The organism is Variovorax sp. (assembly GCF_035634955.1).
GTDB lineage: Bacteria > Pseudomonadota > Gammaproteobacteria > Burkholderiales > Burkholderiaceae_C > Variovorax.
In genome coordinates this window covers 87,803-104,038 of record NZ_DASQBZ010000015.1, presented here as the reverse complement: position 1 = coordinate 104,038, position 16,236 = coordinate 87,803, and the positions used below count along the sequence as shown (strand labels likewise).

Here is a 16,236-nt window from a genome sequence, read left to right as displayed (position 1 = left end):
GGTATCTCCTCGGTAGATGGTCTTTTTTCAGGCGGCCTCGAGGAGTTCCGCCTGCTCCTACCGCTGAAGACGCATCAGCCCGAGCGAACCCTCAGGTCGCGACACCACAAATCGAGAAGAATTCAAGGCTTCCGAAGCGCGATTTCGGTGACGTCGCCGTGGGGCACCAGGCGAACCGGCAGCACATGAGGCAAGGCATCGGTGAAGCGCGAAAGCTGCTGGACGTTGTAGCTGCCTCCCACCTTGAGCTTGGCAACAGCGGGATCGTTGATGACCAGGCCCGTGCTGCGATAGCGCTCGAACTCGGCCAGGGCCAGTGCCAGCGGCGTGCTGTCGAAGCTGATACGCCCGGAGCGCCATGAAGCGCTGGCCGCCGGAGACACCGGCGTCACCGGTCCGATGCCGCTGTCGTCGCCCACCACCATCTGGCCGGCCGCAAGGTCCACGGGCTTGTCGATCGCCTCGCTGCTCTCCACCCCGCCGTCGCGGCCTTGTGCGGGTGGTGCCGCTCGGCTCACTCGGACGCTCCCCTCTTCTACCGATACCACCGTCCGTCCGGCATCCAGCCCCGAATGCGTATGCCGGACGGAAAAGCGCGTGCCGACCACCGTGACAAGCAGATTCCCGGCACGCACGTGAAACGGCCGCGCCTTGTCCGAGCTGACGGAGAACAGCGCCTGGCCTTCGGTCAGATGGACCTCGCGACGGCTGTGAAAAAGGCGCACGTCCAACCGGGTGGCGGTGTCCAGCTGCACCGTGCTCCCGTGCGTCGGATCGTCAGGCAGGGTGGCCACGATCTGTTGGCCGCGCTCGGTGGCAAACGCGTGCTCGTAGATCGGCAAGCTTCGCCACCTGTCCAAGCCCAGCCAGCTCGTTCCGACGACCGCCACCACCAGGACGGCAACGGCGGCCGGCGCGAACAACGGGCCGCGGCCGCGGCGCCATTTCCCGCGTTCCGCGGGTTGACTTGCGGTCTTGCGGAATGGCGGCGCAAGCGGCGTCGCAATGCGCTTTCTCGGGGCCCCCGTCAGGCCGGACTTGAGTGCGGTGACGTCTTCAGCGGGCATCAAGCGAACGCGCCCCATAGTCGCCGTGATGCCCTCATAGGCCACGGCATGCCTGGGGTCGGCAGACAGCCACGCCTGCCACTCGATCTGGGCCTCGGCACTCAGACCGTTGTGCCGCCGCGCCGCCCAGGTGGCAGCGGCCAGCTCGATCGGGTCATGGTCCTGCGCGAACATTTCCAACGCGCGAGCGTCCGCGCCCGCGTCGTGGTCGGCAGCATCGTGAGCTTGGGTAGGCGAGTTCATGCGGGGCGGGGACAGCGGCAGCACTTGAGACTGTAGACGCACGAGGGGTGTCGATATCTCACCTTGTATCGACGTCGCGCTCGCACTGCCTGCAGGCCAGCATGCCTCGCACGATGTGCTTTTCCACCATGCTGACGGAGATGCCCATTCGCTGGGCGACTTGCGCATAGGTCAGTTCGTCAAAGATGTGCAGGACGAACGCCTCCCGGCAGCGAGGGGGCAGGCCTTCGATAGCGCCGACATAAGCACGCACGAACTGCTGCGACGCCAGGGCGGCGTCGGGCTGCAGATGCCGTGGCGCGGTCGGTTGCTCGGCCTCCGGCATCGCGTCCAGATCATCGTGCCGACGTACCTCGGCGCGCCGGTGCTGGTCGACCAGCAGATTGCGAGCGGTCCGGTAGAGCAAGGCGCGCGCATTGTGGATGCCGCGTCCGGCGTGTTCGACGGCCAGCACGCGGGCGTAGCTCTCCTGCGCCAGGTCAGCCGCCGTGTCGCGGTCATCGACTTGGCGGTGCAGAAAGTTCAGCAGTTCGCGGTAATAGCGCTCCAGCAAGGCACGTCCCATGGCGGCTGGCGCACTCTGCAGGGAGCGACTGCAAGAGAGGCTGAGAGCCGAGTCAACAATTACGAATGGGTCGCATTATCAATGAGTATCTGGTCTCCAGCCCACTCGGGAATTCGCGCTTGACCTAACGGAAGTGAGCGATCGTGCCTGAAGCTCATCGCCCATCTGGCCAGTTTCACGCGTCGCGCATCTGCGCTAGGCTCGCGCGAAGTCACTCGTTCCCGGACGGCCCTCGGGCGGGTGCACAACGAGGAAGCGCCATGCATGCCATCGAGCGTATGTCCGCAGCCGGCGACCGACCCGGCCGCATTGCCAGGCTGGCATTGGCCGCAGCCGTGGCCGCCAGCTCGGCCCCCGCGTTTTCCCAAGCCCCCGCGCCGGCAGACCCACCGATTTCCGCATGGGTGATGGGAACGACCGTCTACAGGGGAAAGAGCAAGGGCCAGCGGTACATACTGCACGCAAGCGTCATCGTTCCAGGCAATCCACAGAACCCGGGCGGCGCGGCGGCCTTCGGTGTGGACGATGCCGGCAATGTCACGTTCATCGGTCGCACCGAGTATCAGCCCACGCAAAGCCTTTCGACCGTCAGGCGCAAGTTCGAGACGCCGAAGCCGCCGATGACGGGCGAGCAGGCGCCGCGGTACCTGATGGTGTGTTCGTGGCCCGTGGACGATGCGCACAAGGCCAATGGTGCCGTCACGACGGGATTCGGCGAACGCGACGATTCCGCGACCAGCATCTCGAAGGACGGTACGCTTCAGGAGTCCCTCAACGTCAAGTGGACGTCGGTGCCCTCGGCCCGCGCGAAGGGCAAGTTCTCCAAGACCGACTACTGCGGCGAAGTGGCAAGGACAGGAAAGTCCTCCGCGCCGCTCTGGCTGCTGCCCGGCAAGGAGACCTGAATGATTCGGCGCCTCGCCACGACGTTCGTCCCAATGGCCGCCGCCTTGGCGTTCGCCCTCGGCGCGGCATCGGCCGCGGCGCAGGAGAAATGCCGGACCATCAAGTTCGAACGCGGCGCGAGCTCGGCCGATGTTCGCGGCACCGCCCCTGCGGACGGGGTGGATTGCCTGCGCTTCAGCACCGGCGATGGCCAGAACGTTCAACTGTCCGTCAGCTCCGCGGGCAACGCCGTCGCGTTCACCGTCGACGGCGTTGCGGACGGCCGCGACAGTCTTCAGTTTCGAAGCACCAGGAAGACCTACGAAGTAAGCGTGTTCCAGACCATGAAGGCCGTGTCCCCCGTCAACTACGTGCTGAAGCTCACGATTCGATAGCTGGCGACTGCCACTGAGCGCCGCCCTTCGCGCGCAACGTCTTGGCTGCTCCGACCATGGCGGTCAGCGCCGGGATCACCTCGCCCCATTGGCGGGTCTTGAGGCCGCAATCGGGGTTGACCCACAAGCGCTCGGCCGGCACCCGCTCTGCCGCCTTCTTCATCAACTGCACGATGTGTTCCTGCGTCGGAATGTTGGGCGAGTGGATGTCGTACACGCCGGGGCCGATTTCATTGGGGTACTGGAAGTTCTCGAACGCGGCCAGCAACTCCATGTCGGACCGGCTGGTCTCGATCGTGATCACGTCGGCGTCCATGTCGGCGATCGACGCGATGATGTCGTTGAACTCCGAATAGCACATGTGCGTGTGGATCTGGGTCTCGTCGCGCACGCCGTTGGCCGTGATGCGGAACGATTCCACCGCCCAGTCGAGGTACTCGTTCCACTGCGACTTGCGCAGCGGCAGGCCTTCGCGCAGTGCGGCCTCGTCGATCTGGATCACCTGCACGCCGGCCTTCTCCAGGTCCTGCACCTCGTCGCGGATGGCCAGCGCGAGCTGCCTGCACGAGGCCGAACGCGGCTGGTCATCGCGCACGAAGGACCAGTTGAGGATCGTCACCGGGCCGGTCAGCATGCCCTTCATGGGCTTGCGGGTGAGCGACTGGGCGTACGTGGTCCACTCCACGGTCATCGGACGCGGGCGGCTGATGTCGCCGAACAGGATCGGCGGCTTCACGCAGCGCGAACCGTAGGACTGCACCCAGCCGAACTGGCTGAACGCGTAGCCGTCGAGCTGCTCGCCGAAGTACTCGACCATGTCGTTGCGCTCGGCCTCGCCGTGCACCAGCACGTCCAGCTCGAGCTTTTCCTGCTCGCGCACGCTGCGCTCGATCTCGGCGCGCATCGCCGCCAAGTAGCCCGGATGGTCCAGGCGGCCGGCCTTGAACTCGCCGCGAGCGTGGCGGATCTCGGGGGTCTGCGGGAAGGAGCCGATGGTGGTGGTCGGGAATTTCGGAAGCTTCAGCAAGGCGGCCTGCTTGGCCGCGCGCCTGGCATAGGTGCTTTCTCGCTCGCCCATATGGGCAGTGATGCGCGCCACGGCCGCCTGCACGACCGGATTCTTCACGCGTGGCGAGGCACGGCGCGAGGCCAGCGCGGCCTGGTTGGCGGCAAGCGCTTCCTTCACGGCGTCACGGCCTTCGCGCAGCGCCTTGCCGAGGACACGCAGTTCGTCGAGCTTCTGGAGCGCGAACGCCAGCCACGACTTCACCTCGCCGTCGAGCTTGCGTTCGCTGTTCAGGTCCACGGGCACGTGCAGCAGCGAGCACGAGGGCGCGATCCACAGGCGTTCGCCCAGGCGCTCGGCCAGCGGCTCGATCCAGTCAAGAACTGCCGTGAGGTCGGTCTTCCAGATGTTGCGGCCGTTGATGACGCCCAGCGACAGCACCTTGTGCGTCGGCAGCAGGTTGATCAGCGGCTGCACGCCCGTGCGGTCGTTGACGGCGTCGACGTGCAGGCCGGCCACCGGCAGGTTGGCCGCGAGATAGGCGTTCTCCTGCAAATGGCCGAAGTACGTCGCCACCAGCAGCTTGACCTTGGCGCCCTTGATCTGGTGATAGGCCGTGTTGAACGCATGCTGCCAGTCAGGCGCAAGTTCGGTCACCAGGATGGGTTCGTCGATCTGCACCCATGCCACGCCTTGCGCGGCCAGCGTGTCGAGCAGCTCGGCGTACACGGGCAGCAGCCGTTCGAGCAAGGCCAGCTTGTTCGAATCGTCCTTGGCCTTGCCAATCGCCAGGTACGTGACCGGGCCGACGATCACGGGCTTGGCGTTCACGCCCCGTGCCCTGGCTTCGGCCAGCTGTTCCAGCAGGCGCGTGGCATCGAGCTTGAACTGCGTCGCCGCGGTGAACTCGGGGACGATGTAGTGGTAGTTCGTATCGAACCACTTGGTCATCTCCCCAGCGGCCACCCCCGCGCAGCAGGCCGCATGGCCGTCCGCGCCCTTGGCCGAGCGGCCGCGCGCCACCCGGAAATAGTTGTCCAGTGCGTCGCCGTGGAACCCCTGCACGCGCTCGGGCAGGTTGCCCAGCGTGAAGCTCATGTCCAGCACCTGGTCGTAGAACGAGAAGTCGCCCACCGGCACCAGGTCCAGGCCGGCCTGGTCTTCCCAGTGGCGCTGACGCAGCTGGGCGCCCAGCGCCCTGAGCTCGTCGCGCGAGGATTCGCCTTTCCAGTACGACTCCAGTGCGAACTTCAGTTCGCGCCTGGCGCCAATGCGGGGAAAGCCGAGGTTGTGGATCGTGGTCATGTGCCGCTCTCAGAAAACAGGAGAAGAGGAAAGCGCGGATGCTAGGCAGACCAATCAATGAAGTAAAATGGTTCTTTCTCACGTATTCATGAGTTTTGCTCATTCATCATGCTGGAACGCATCCATCTGTCCGTCGTGCAGGAGGTCGAGAAGCAGGGGTCGCTGACCGCCGCGGCGGAAGTGCTGCACGTCACACAGTCCGCGCTCAGCCACAGCATGAAGAAGCTGGAGCAGCAGTTGGGCACCGACATCTGGCTGCGCGAGGGTCGCAGCCTGCGGCTGACACAGGCGGGGCAGTACCTGCTGGCCGTGGCCAACCGGGTGCTGCCCCAGCTCCAACTGGCCGAGGAGCGGCTGCGCCAGTTCGCGCAGGGCGAGCGCGGCACGCTGCGCATCGGCATGGAATGCCATCCCTGCTACCAGTGGCTGCTGAAGATCGTCTCGCCGTATCTTGCCGCCTGGCCCGACGTGGACGTGGACGTGAAGCAGAAGTTCCAGTTCGGCGGTATCGGCGCGCTGTTCGGCTACGACATCGACGTGCTGGTCACGCCCGACCCGCTGTTCAAGCCAGGACTGAAGTTCGAGCCCGTCTTCGACTACGAACAGGTGCTGGTCGTTGCCAAGAACCACGCCCTGGCCGGCGCCGCCTACGTCAAGCCGCCGCAGCTCACCAGGGAAGTGCTGATCACCTACCCGGTCGACGTCGAGCGGTTGGACATCTACAACCAGTTCCTGCTGCCAGCGGGCGTCACGCCCAGGCGCCACAAGACGATCGAGACCACGGACATCATGCTGCAGATGGTGGCCAGCGGCCGCGGCGTGGCGGCGCTGCCGCGCTGGCTGGTGCAGGAGTACGCCGACAAGCACGACGTGGTGCCCGTGCGGCTCGGGGCGCGCGGCATCGCCAAGCAGATCTTCCTGGGCGCGCGCGAAGCCGACACGGACATCGACTATGTCCGGGCCTTCGTCGAACTCGCCCGCCATCCGGTCGCCCCCGTCCCGGCAAAGCGCAGACGGGCTCCGGGTGCCGGGGGTTCAGCCCGGAAGGATCAGGTGTAGCGCTTTTCCAGCGCGTCCCATTCGGGCTTGCCGACCAGGCGCTGGCGTTCGGCGAACGGGGTGACGAGGCCGCTGGACTCCTGTACCTCCTTCTCGTCGCGCAACGCGGTCAGGGCCTTTTGCATGCCCGCCACCGCGCCCTGCAGCGCGGCGTTGGCGTACAGCACGATGCCGAAGCCCAGCCCGGCCAGCTGGTCGGCGTTGAAGATGGGCGTCTTGCCGCCGATCACCATGTTCATCAGCTGCGGCTTGGCCAGGCGCTGCGGGAGCGCGCGCACCTCATCGGCCTTGGTCACGGCCTCGACGAACAGGATGTCCGCGCCTGCCTCCGCGAATCTCTGAGCGCGCTCCACGGCGGCCTCGAAGCCGTGCGTGGCGGCGGCGTCGGTGCGGGCCATGATGAGGAGATCGGGGTCGCGGCGCGCGTCGACGGCAGCCTTGATCTTGCTGACGGCTTCCTCGGTACTGATGACCTCCTTGCCCGAGAAGTGGCCGCAGCGCTTGGGTGCGACCTGATCTTCGAGCTGGATGCAGTCGGCGCCGGCACGCTCGAGCGTGCGCACGGTGTGGACCACGTTGAGCGCGTTTCCGAAGCCCGTGTCCGCATCGACGAGCAGCGGCACGTCCACCGCGTCGCGGATGCGCGCCGTGTGGTCCGCGATCTCGGCCAGGCCCATGAAGCCCTGGTCGGGCATGCCGAACCACATGTTGGTCACGCCGGCGCCGGTGACGTAGATGGCCTTGAAGCCGAGGTCGGCGATCACCCTGGCGGAAAGCGCGTTGAATGCGCCGGGCACGATGAGGCCGCTGCGGGCCTCGACGAGTTGCTTGAGTTGCTTGCGGGTGGACATGTCTAGCTCCGAATATGACTGAAAGGGGTCAGCCCGGGACGCGCACCCAGCCTTCCATGAGCACGCGGGCGCTGCGGCTCATGAGTGCCTTGGTGACCGTCCACTGGCCGTTGTCCTGCCTGGCCTCCGCGCCCACGCGCAGCAGGCCGGAGGGGTGCCCGAAGCGGACCGCGTTGCGTGTCCCGCCACCGACGGCCAGGTTGACCAGCGTACCGGGCACCGCCGCCGCCGTGCCGATGGCCACGGCCGCTGTGCCCATCATGGCATGGTGCAGCTTGCCCATCGACAAGGCTCGCACCAGCAGGTCGACGTCGCCCGCCTGCACGGCCTTGCCGCTGGAAGCCACGTAGTCCGCGGGCGGTGCGACGAAGGCAACCTTCGGCGTGTGCTGGCGCGTGGCAGCCTCGGCCACGTCGGTGATGAGCCCCATCTTCACCGCACCCCAGGCGCGGATGGTCTCGAAGCGCGCCAATGCGGCCTTGTCCTCGTTGATGTCGCCCTGCAACTCCGTGCCGGTGTAGCCGATGTCCCGGGCGTTCAGGAAGATGGTGGGAATCCCCGCGTTGATGAGCGTCGCGCGGAAGGTTCCGACGCCGGGCACTTCCAGGTCGTCGACCACGCGGCCGGTGGGGAACATCGCGCCGCCCCCGTCGCATTCATCCGCCGGGTCGAGGAATTCGAGCGGCACCTCCGCGGCCGGGAAGGTCACGCCGTCCAGTTCGAAGTCGCCGGTTTCCTGCACCTGCCCCCGGGCGATGGGCACATGGGCCACGATGGTCTTGCCGATGTTGGCCTGCCAGATGCGCACGGTGCATGTGCCGTCTTCGGGAATGCGCTCCCTGGCGATCAGCCCGCTGGCGATGGCGAAGGGCCCCACGGCGGCCGAGAGGTTGCCGCAATTGCCGCTCCAGTCCACGAAGGGACTGTCGATGGACACCTGGCCGAACAGGTAGTCCACGTCGTGGCCGGGCCGCGTGCTCTTCGAGAGGATCACCGCCTTGCTGGTGCTCGACGTGGCGGCGCCCATGCCGTCGATCTGCTTGCCGTAGGCGTCGGGGCTGCCGATGACGCGCAGCAGCAGCATGTCGCGCGCGGCGCCGGGCCGCTGCGCCGATTCGGGCAAATCCTGCAGGCGGAAGAACACGCCCTTGCTGGTGCCGCCGCGCATGTAGGTGGCGGGAATCCTGATCTGCGGTGCGAAGGCCATTCAGGCTCCTTGGTTGCTCGCGAGAAAGTCCTGGGCGAAGCGCTGCAGCACGCCGCCGGCTTCGTAGACCGAGACTTCCTCGGCTGTGTCGAGCCGGCAGGTCACGGGCACCTGCATTGCCTCGCCGTTGCGGCGGTGGATGACCAGCACGAGGTCGGCACGCGGGGTGCGTTCGCCGGTCACGTCGTAGGTTTCCGTGCCGTCCAGGCCCAGCGTGAGGCGGTTCACGCCCGCCTTGAACTCCAGCGGCAGCACGCCCATGCCGATCAGGTTGGTGCGGTGGATGCGCTCGAAGCCTTCGGCCACCACGGTCTCGACGCCGGCCAGGCGCACGCCCTTGGCGGCCCAGTCACGGCTGGAGCCCTGGCCGTAGTCTGCGCCGGCGACGATGATCAAGGGCTGGCGACGGTCCAGGTAGGTCTCGATGGCTTCCCACATGCGCATGACCGGGCCTTCGGGCTCGACGCGGGCGAACGAGCCCTTCCGCACCTGGCCGTCGACCACGGCCATCTCGTTGACCAGCTGCGGGTTGGCGAAAGTGGCGCGCATCGCCGTGAGGTGGTCGCCCCGGTGCGTGGCGTAGGAGTTGAAGTCTTCTTCCGGCAGGCCCATCTTCGCAAGGTACTCGCCAGCCGCGCTGCTCGCCAGGATGGCGTTGGAAGGCGAGAGGTGGTCGGTCGTGATGTTGTCGGGCAGCAAGGCCAGCGGGCGCATGCCCTTGAGCGTACGCGGGAAGGCGGCCAGCGCGCCGACGCCTTCCGTGTCCCAGTACGGCGGGCGGCGGATGTAGGTCGACATGGGGCGCCAGTCGTATTGCGGCGCAACCTTCTCCCCGTCGTCCCGGCGGATGGCGAACATGGGCCCGTACACCTTGCGGAACATCTCGGGCTTGACGGCGGCCTGGACGATGGCGTCGATCTCCTCGTCGCTCGGCCAGATGTCCTTGAGGCGAATCTCCTTGCCGTCCGCCACGGTGAGCACGTCGTTCTCGATGTCGAAGCGCACCGTGCCGGCGATGGCATAGGCCACCACCAGCGGCGGCGAGGCCAGGAACGCCTGCTTCGCATAGGGGTGGATGCGCCCGTCGAAGTTGCGGTTGCCCGACAGCACCGCCGTGGCGTACAGGTCGCGCTCGATGATCTCCTGCTGGATCGCCGGATCGAGTGCGCCGCTCATGCCGTTGCAGGTGGTGCAGGCGAAGGCAACGATGCCGAAGCCCAGCTTCTCCAGGTCGCGCAGCAGCCCGGCTTCCTCCAGGTACAGCTCCACGGCCTTGGAACCCGGGGCCAGCGAGGTCTTGACCCAGGGCTTGCGCGACAGGCCCAGCCGGTTCGCGTTGCGCGCCAGCAGGGCGGCGGCGATCACGTTGCGCGGGTTGCTGGTGTTGGTGCAGCTCGTGATGGCCGCGATGATGACCGCGCCGTCGGGCATCAGGCCCCGGGCTTCCTCGGCGCGGGCCAGCTCGAGCCTGGCGGCGCTGGCGATGCCGCGCTCGGCCAGCGCCGAGGTGGGCAGTCGGCGGTGCGGGTTCGATGGACCCGCCATGTTGCGCACGACGGTCGAGAGGTCGAACGTCAGCACGCGCTCGTATTGCGCGCCGCGCAGGCTGTCGGCCCAGAAGCCGGCCGTCCGCGCGTAGGTCTCGACCAGTTGCACCTGCTGCTCGTCGCGGCCCGTCAGGCGCAGGTAGTCCAGCGTCTGGCCGTCGACGGCGAACAGCGCGGCGGTGGCGCCGTACTCGGGGCACATGTTGGATATGGTCGCGCGGTCCCCGACGGACAGGCTGTCGGCGCCCTCGCCGTGGAACTCGACATACGCACCCACCACCTTTTCCTTGCGCAGGAATTCGGTCAGCGCCAGCACGATGTCGGTGGCGGTGATGCCGCCCTGGCGCCGGCCCGTGAGCTCCACGCCCACGATGTCGGGCAGGCGCATCCACGAGGCGCGGCCCAGCATCGCGTTCTCTGCCTCCAACCCGCCCACGCCGACGGCGATGACGCCCAGCGCGTCGACGTGCGGCGTGTGGCTGTCGGTGCCCACGCAGGTGTCGGGGAAGGCCACGCCGTCCTGCACGTACACGACCGGCGACATCTTCTCCAGGTTGATCTGGTGCATGATCCCGTTGCCCGCGGGGATCACGTCCACGTTGGCGAAGGCCTTCTTCGTCCACTCGATGAAGTGGAAGCGGTCTTCGTTGCGCCGGTCCTCGATCGCGCGGTTCTTGGCGAAGGCATCGGGGTCGAAGCCACCGCACTCGACGGCCAGCGAGTGGTCCACGATCAGTTGCACCGGCACCACCGGATTCACGGCCGCCGGATCGCCGCCTGCCTTGGCAATGGCATCGCGCAGGCCGGCCAGGTCCACCAGCGCCGTCTGCCCGAGGATGTCGTGGCAGACCACGCGCACGGGGAACCAGGGAAAGTCGAGCTCGCGCTTGCGCCCGACCAGCTGGCGCAGGTAGTCGTCCAGCTGCGCGGCATCTGCGCGGCGCACGAGGTTCTCGGCGTGCACGCGCGCGGTGTAGGGCAGCCTGTCCCAGGCGCCAGGCTCGATGGCGTCGACCGCTTCACGCGCGTCGAAGTAGTCCAGCTCCGTGCCGGGCAAGGGCTTGCGATGTTTTCTGTTCATGGGGCGAGTCAGGAAAAGGCGGCCCGCCGAGCCCGCCTGCACGGCATTGTCGGCGGCTGGAAAGGCCCGCTGCGGGGCGGCCGGTCAGCTGCGCGAGTCGATCGGTACGAACGCCTGGTCTTCCGGGCCGGTGTAGTTCGCGCTCGGGCGGATGATCTTGTTGTCCAGCCGCTGCTCGATCACGTGCGCGGCCCAGCCGCTGGTGCGTGCGATCACGAACAGCGGCGTGAACATCGCGGTCGGCACCCCCATCATGTGGTAGCTCACGGCGCTGAACCAGTCGAGGTTGGGGAACATTTTCTTCGCTTCCCACATGACGGTTTCCAGCCGCTCGGCAATGTCGAACATCCTGGTCGAGCCGGCATCCTGAGACAGGCGCCGGGCCACACCCTTGATGACCACGTTGCGCGGGTCGCTCACGGTGTAGACCGGGTGGCCGAAGCCGATGACGACCTCTCTGGCCTCCACACGGCGGCGGATGTCGGCCTCGGCCTCGTCGGGACTGTCGTAGCGCTTCTGTATCTCGAAGGCCACCTCGTTGGCGCCGCCGTGCTTGGGGCCGCGCAACGCGCCGATGGCGCCGGCGATGGCCGAATGCATGTCGCTGCCTGTCCCGGCAATCACGCGGGAGGTGAAGGTGGACGCATTGAACTCGTGCTCGGCGTACAGGTTCAGCGAGGTGTGCATGGCGCGCACCCAGCCTTCGCCGGGCGTCTCGCCGTGCAGCAGGTGCAGGAAATGGCCGCCGATGGAGTCGTCGTCGGTCTCCACGTCGATGCGCTTGCCGTTGTGGCTGAAGTGGTACCAGTACAGCAGCATGGAGCCCAGCGAGGCCATGAGCCGGTCCGCGATGTCGCGGGCCCCGGGCAGGTTGTGGTCTTCCTTCTCGGGCAGGACGCAGCCCAGCACGGAGACGCCGGTGCGCATCACGTCCATCGGGTGCGCGGCCGCCGGGAGCGCCTCGAGCGCGCCGACCACGGCGTCGGGCAGGCCGCGCAGGGCCTTCAGCCTGGCCTTGTACGCCTTGAGCTCGGCGCGCGTGGGCAGCTTGCCGTGCACCAGCAGGTGGGCGATTTCCTCGAACTCGCAGACCTCGGCGATGTCCAGGATGTCGTAGCCGCGGTAGTGCAGGTCGTTGCCGGTCTTGCCGACGGTGCACAGGGCCGTGTTGCCGGCCGTGACGCCCGACAGGGCGACGGATTTCTTGGGTTTGAAAGTGGCGACGGGGCGGGCGTCCGCGGTGGTGGTGCTCATCGTTGGGTCTCCGGATTCAGGCAGGGACGGTCGATGGGGGTCGGGCGGCCCCGCCAGCGCCAGCTGCCGGCTCCTTGGGGTGTTGTCATGATTCGCAATTTACGCAGAATGCGAACCTGCCGACAGTACTGAAAAGGCGAATTCTTGCGAACAGGATGCACATGATTGCGAATATTGCGAATCAACCGGGCCTGGAAAGCGCGCCATGAAGAAGACGTTCATGGGGGTGAAGCTGCGCAAGCTGCGCGCCGAGCGCGGCATGTCGCAGATCGCGCTGGCGCATGCGCTGGGGCTCTCGCCCAGCTACCTGAACCAGCTCGAACAGAACCAGCGGCCGCTCACGGTCTCGGTGCTTCTCAAGATCAATCGCGCGCTCGGCGTCGATATCCAGGAGTTCTCCGAAGACGAGGAGTCGCGGCTGATGGCCGGGCTCAAGCAGGCGCTGGCCGACGCCGCCGAGCCCGTCGCCTTGCCCGAGCTGCAGGAGGTCGCGGCGCAGATGCCGGCGCTCGGACGAGCCGTGCTGGCGCTGCATCGTCGCCACCTCGAGGCCATGGAGCGCATCGAGATGCTGTCGTTGCGCCTGGGAGACGGCCGCTCGGACGCCGCCACGCCGGTCGCCATGCCGTTCGAGGTGGTGCGGGATTTCTTCTTCGCGCACAAGAACTACTTCGACGTGCTGGACCGATCCGCCGAGTCGCTGGCGGCCGAGGCGGATGCCCATGGCGGGCGCCTGACCGACTGGCTGGTCCAGCGGCTCGGACGACACGGCATTCGCGTCGACTGGACGGACAGCGCACAGCAGGCCAAGCGCAGTTTCTCTCCCCAGCGCAAGACGCTGCAGCTTGCGCCCGAACTGGATGCGTCGCAGCAGGCGTTTCAGCTGGGAACGCAGCTGGCGCTGCTGGAGCAGGCCGACACCATCGATCGTTTGATCGACGTGCCGCAGTTGTCCGGCGATGCCGCCTCGCGCAAGCTTGCGCGCATCGGCCTTGCCAACTACTTCGCCGGCGCGCTGCTGCTGCCCTACGAGCCGTTCCGGTCGGCCGCCGAGTCGCTGCGCTACGACATCGAACTGCTCGAGCAGCGCTTCGGCGTCGGCTTCGAGACTGTCTGCCACCGCCTGAGCACGCTGCAGCGCCTGGACGCACCGGGCGTTCCGTTCTTCTTCGTGCGCGTCGACCGCGCAGGGAACATCTCCAAGCGCCAGTCCGCCACGCATTTCCATTTCAGCCGCACCGGCGGCACCTGCCCGCTATGGAACGTGTACGAGGCCTTCGCCCAGCCGGACCGGATCCTCGCCCAGCTTTCCAGCATGCCCGATGGACGGCGCTATCTGTGGGTGGCGCGCTCCATTTCACGCGGCCAGGGCGGTTACGAATCGCCACGCAGGACCTTCTCGATCGGCATGGGCTGCAAGGTTTGCGAGCGCGAACGCTGCCCGCAGCGGGCATTTCCCTATGTCGGCCGGGCGCTGGACATCGACGAGAACCAAAGCAGGCTGACGCCCTATGGATTTGCGCCGCCGCACAGCCAGGCAAGGACGCGCTGAACTCTTTTGTTGTGAGGTCCTTTCCGATCTGCGCGGAGCGGCTTCCAAAGGAGCTTGAACCGTAGTCGGACGAGGCCGCTACCGACGCCCGGCTGCTGCGGCCGTCGGGCCGCCCGGGTGGCGCTCGCCCCGGTCCCTTTCGGTGGCGCGCGAACCCTCCAGGGAGTCGCGCAGCATCCGATGCACCGATTGCAGGTGTGTGCGCATGAGACGCACCGCGGTGTCGGCGTCCCGCGCCTCTACGGCCGCTAGAAACTTGCGACGGGTTGCGACGAGCCGGGGTTGGGGCGGGCCTCCGGCCGCCACGCGGGCGTAGACGAACTGCATCAGGATCTCGGTGACGGACTGGACCATCATCGCCAGCACGGCATTGCCGGTGGCTGCGCCAAGCAGACGATAGAACTCCCGCGAGCATTCGACGCGATCGAGGTAGTTGCCCGTCTGCGTCATCTTTTCCGTCCGGTCGATGTTCGCGGCCAGCGCGTCGATCTGTTGCCTGGTGGCGCGCTCGCAAACCAGGCGCACCGTCAGGTCCTGCACGTGTTCGCGCGCCTCGGCGAGCTCGTCGATGGTGATGGACCCCAGGCTGAACATGTCGCGCACCACCGCATCCATGCGTGCCGGGTCGCCGCTGCGAATGAATGCGCCGCCCTTGACACCCTTGCGCAGCTGAAGGATGCCCGCGATCTCCAGACTGCGCAGCGCCTCGCGCACCGCGTTCCGCCCCACGCCGAGCTGGACCGCCAGCTCGCGTTCAGCTGGCAGCTTGTCGCCCGGGCGCAAGTCACCGGCCTCGATGCGCGCTCGGATGCGGTCGCAGATTTCCTCGAAGGTTCGCCGGCTCTGGATGGGCTCGAAGGCGACGGGCGAAGGCGAAGACGGGGAGAGGCTCATGGCGGATTTGGCATCGGAGCGGTGGACCGGGAAAAGGGTTTCCGAGCGTACATGAGGGCACCCCGGGTTGACGCATGGCGATTTTGGTCTCAATATAAATGGACCTACCATTCAATGGTAGCCCTTTATCACCCCTTCCGGTCACTTCCCACCTCCCTTCCAAGGACGCGCCTGATGAATTTCACCGAAGAGCAACTGGCCTTTCGCGACAGCATTCGCCGCATGGTCGCCAAGCACGTGACCCCGATCGCAGCGGAGATCGACGAGACCGATCGCTTCCCCACCGAGCTGGTCAAGCTGTATGGCGAGATGGGATTGATGCAGCTGTGGGTGCCGGAGGCCTACGGCGGCCCCGACGGCAACCTGACCATGATGTGCATTGCCCGCGAGGAGATCTCGCGCGTGTCGCCGGCTTGCGGCTCCATTGCCGGCCTCAACACCATGTTCATCATGCCGCTGCTGCACTTCGGCACCGAGGAGCAGCGCCGCCGCTTCCTGCCGCGCGTGGCCGAAGGCGGCGTGGTCACCGCCATCGCCATCTCGGAGCCGCAGGCGGGTTCCGACGTCGGCGCGATGAAGACGCGCGCGGTACGCGACAGCGACAGCTACGTGCTCAACGGCCGCAAGCAATGGTGCAGCTACGGCGTGGAAGCCGAATACATCGTGGTCATGGCGCGCACCAGTGGCGAGTCGGGCGCCGAGGGTATCAGCGCCTTCGTGGTGGAGCCGCGCAAGATGAAGGGTGTCAGTTTCGGCCGGCACGAACGCAAGATGGGCTGGCGCGGCGCGCCCAACACGCCCATCTTCCTGGACAACGTGCGCGTGCCAGCCGAGAACCTGATCGGCGAGGAGGGCAAGGGATTCAAGGCCTCGATGCGTGCCCTGGACCTCAACCGCCCGACCATCGGCGCCCAGTGCGTCGGCCTCGCGCAAGGCGCGCTGGATGCATCGCTGCAGTACGCGCGCGAGCGCCAGCAGTTCAAGCGCAGCATTGCCGAGTTCCAGGGCGTGCAGTTCATGCTGGCGGACATGGCCATACAGATCGAGGCCGCGCGGGCGCTCGTCTACGAATGCGCGCGCGCCGGCGACACCGGCGACTGGGAACGCCTGAATCTGCTGGCCAGCATGGCCAAGTGCTTCGGCAGCGACATGGCCATGAAGGTCACCACCGATGCGGTCCAGGTCTTCGGCGGGTACGGCTACACGCAGGACTATCCGGTCGAGCGGATGATGCGCGACGCCAAGCTGGCGCAGATCTTCGAAGGCACCAACCAGATCCAGCGCGTGGTGATCGCCAAGCAACTGCTGGCCGCCTGAGACGCACA

At 67.0% G+C, this 16,236-nt stretch carries 13 protein-coding genes; 5 read left to right on the top strand and 8 right to left on the bottom strand.

Features of this window, described 5'->3' with window-relative positions; genetic code table 11:
* Window positions 1-122: 122 nt before the first annotated feature.
* Both VES41_RS05475 and VES41_RS05470 read right to left on the bottom strand, forming a co-directional pair.
* The gene (locus VES41_RS05475) at window positions 123-1,310 is read right to left on the bottom strand and encodes a FecR family protein (protein ID WP_324813995.1); all 1,188 of its coding nucleotides are present in this window, start codon (window positions 1,308-1,310) and stop codon (window positions 123-125) included.
* Window positions 1,311-1,368: 58 nt separating this feature from the next.
* Entirely contained in the window at window positions 1,369-1,863 is a 495-nt protein-coding gene (locus VES41_RS05470) for a sigma-70 family RNA polymerase sigma factor (RefSeq protein ID WP_324813993.1), read from the bottom strand.
* Between the two features lie 272 nt (window positions 1,864-2,135).
* On the opposite strand from VES41_RS05470, the gene VES41_RS05465 reads away from it, so the two are divergent.
* Complete coding sequence (locus VES41_RS05465) at window positions 2,136-2,780, top strand: hypothetical protein (protein WP_324813990.1); 645 nt, start codon at window positions 2,136-2,138, stop codon at window positions 2,778-2,780.
* A complete protein-coding gene (locus VES41_RS05460; RefSeq protein ID WP_324813988.1) occupies window positions 2,781-3,155 on the top strand; it encodes a hypothetical protein in 375 nt (124 codons plus the stop codon).
* On the opposite strand, the gene metE is transcribed toward VES41_RS05460, so the two are convergent.
* Window positions 3,142-5,466, bottom strand: a complete 2,325-nt coding sequence (gene metE / locus VES41_RS05455; protein ID WP_324813986.1) for a 5-methyltetrahydropteroyltriglutamate--homocysteine S-methyltransferase — start codon at window positions 5,464-5,466, stop codon at window positions 3,142-3,144. The genes VES41_RS05460 and metE overlap by 14 nt on opposite strands.
* 108 nt (window positions 5,467-5,574) lie before the next feature.
* On the opposite strand from metE, the gene VES41_RS05450 reads away from it, so the two are divergent.
* Window positions 5,575-6,525, top strand: coding sequence for a LysR family transcriptional regulator (locus tag VES41_RS05450; RefSeq protein WP_324813984.1), 951 nt, complete (start codon window positions 5,575-5,577; stop codon window positions 6,523-6,525).
* Here the strand turns inward: VES41_RS05450 and VES41_RS05445 are convergent.
* The 4 genes from VES41_RS05445 to prpC all read right to left on the bottom strand — a co-directional run bounded on the left by VES41_RS05445 (window position 6,516) and on the right by prpC (window position 12,465).
* Entirely contained in the window at window positions 6,516-7,376 is an 861-nt protein-coding gene (locus tag VES41_RS05445) for an isocitrate lyase/PEP mutase family protein (RefSeq protein ID WP_324813981.1), read from the bottom strand. The genes VES41_RS05450 and VES41_RS05445 overlap by 10 nt on opposite strands.
* Before the next feature lie 28 nt (window positions 7,377-7,404).
* Window positions 7,405-8,583, bottom strand: a complete 1,179-nt coding sequence (gene prpF, locus VES41_RS05440) for a 2-methylaconitate cis-trans isomerase PrpF (RefSeq protein ID WP_324813979.1) — start codon at window positions 8,581-8,583, stop codon at window positions 7,405-7,407.
* Window positions 8,584-11,211 (bottom strand): Fe/S-dependent 2-methylisocitrate dehydratase AcnD, encoded by a 2,628-nt coding sequence (gene acnD / locus VES41_RS05435; protein WP_324813976.1) that lies wholly within the window; start codon window positions 11,209-11,211, stop codon window positions 8,584-8,586.
* 84 nt (window positions 11,212-11,295) lie between these two features.
* Window positions 11,296-12,465: a bifunctional 2-methylcitrate synthase/citrate synthase gene (gene prpC / locus VES41_RS05430; RefSeq protein WP_324813974.1), complete on the bottom strand. Its 1,170-nt coding sequence runs from the start codon at window positions 12,463-12,465 to the stop codon at window positions 11,296-11,298.
* A 205-nt stretch (window positions 12,466-12,670) separates the two neighbouring features.
* Here prpC and VES41_RS05425 point away from each other — a divergent pair, with 205 nt between their 5' ends.
* A complete protein-coding gene (locus tag VES41_RS05425) occupies window positions 12,671-14,017 on the top strand; it encodes a short-chain fatty acyl-CoA regulator family protein (RefSeq protein WP_324813972.1) in 1,347 nt (448 codons plus the stop codon).
* A gap of 78 nt (window positions 14,018-14,095) precedes the next feature.
* Here the strand turns inward: VES41_RS05425 and VES41_RS05420 are convergent, their stop codons facing one another.
* Entirely contained in the window at window positions 14,096-14,911 is an 816-nt protein-coding gene (locus tag VES41_RS05420) for a FadR/GntR family transcriptional regulator (protein ID WP_324813970.1), read from the bottom strand.
* Window positions 14,912-15,085: 174 nt separating this feature from the next.
* Between VES41_RS05420 and VES41_RS05415 the strand changes: the two genes are divergently transcribed.
* The gene (locus VES41_RS05415; protein WP_324813968.1) at window positions 15,086-16,228 is read left to right on the top strand and encodes an acyl-CoA dehydrogenase family protein; all 1,143 of its coding nucleotides are present in this window, start codon (window positions 15,086-15,088) and stop codon (window positions 16,226-16,228) included.
* Window positions 16,229-16,236 lie beyond the last annotated feature (8 nt).

Coding starts and splice junctions, on each gene's coding strand:
- acnD (WP_324813976.1), bottom strand. CDS start 11,211: ATGAACAGAAAACATCGCAAGCCCTTGCCCGGCACGGAGCTGGACTAC.
- VES41_RS05445 (WP_324813981.1), bottom strand. CDS start 7,376: ATGTCCACCCGCAAGCAACTCAAGCAACTCGTCGAGGCCCGCAGCGGC.
- metE (WP_324813986.1), bottom strand. CDS start 5,466: ATGACCACGATCCACAACCTCGGCTTTCCCCGCATTGGCGCCAGGCGC.
- prpC (WP_324813974.1), bottom strand. CDS start 12,465: ATGAGCACCACCACCGCGGACGCCCGCCCCGTCGCCACTTTCAAACCC.
- VES41_RS05425 (WP_324813972.1), top strand. CDS start 12,671: ATGAAGAAGACGTTCATGGGGGTGAAGCTGCGCAAGCTGCGCGCCGAG.
- VES41_RS05420 (WP_324813970.1), bottom strand. CDS start 14,911: ATGAGCCTCTCCCCGTCTTCGCCTTCGCCCGTCGCCTTCGAGCCCATC.
- VES41_RS05475 (WP_324813995.1), bottom strand. CDS start 1,310: ATGAACTCGCCTACCCAAGCTCACGATGCTGCCGACCACGACGCGGGC.
- prpF (WP_324813979.1), bottom strand. CDS start 8,583: ATGGCCTTCGCACCGCAGATCAGGATTCCCGCCACCTACATGCGCGGC.
- VES41_RS05465 (WP_324813990.1), top strand. CDS start 2,136: ATGCATGCCATCGAGCGTATGTCCGCAGCCGGCGACCGACCCGGCCGC.
- VES41_RS05450 (WP_324813984.1), top strand. CDS start 5,575: ATGCTGGAACGCATCCATCTGTCCGTCGTGCAGGAGGTCGAGAAGCAG.
- VES41_RS05415 (WP_324813968.1), top strand. CDS start 15,086: ATGAATTTCACCGAAGAGCAACTGGCCTTTCGCGACAGCATTCGCCGC.
- VES41_RS05460 (WP_324813988.1), top strand. CDS start 2,781: ATGATTCGGCGCCTCGCCACGACGTTCGTCCCAATGGCCGCCGCCTTG.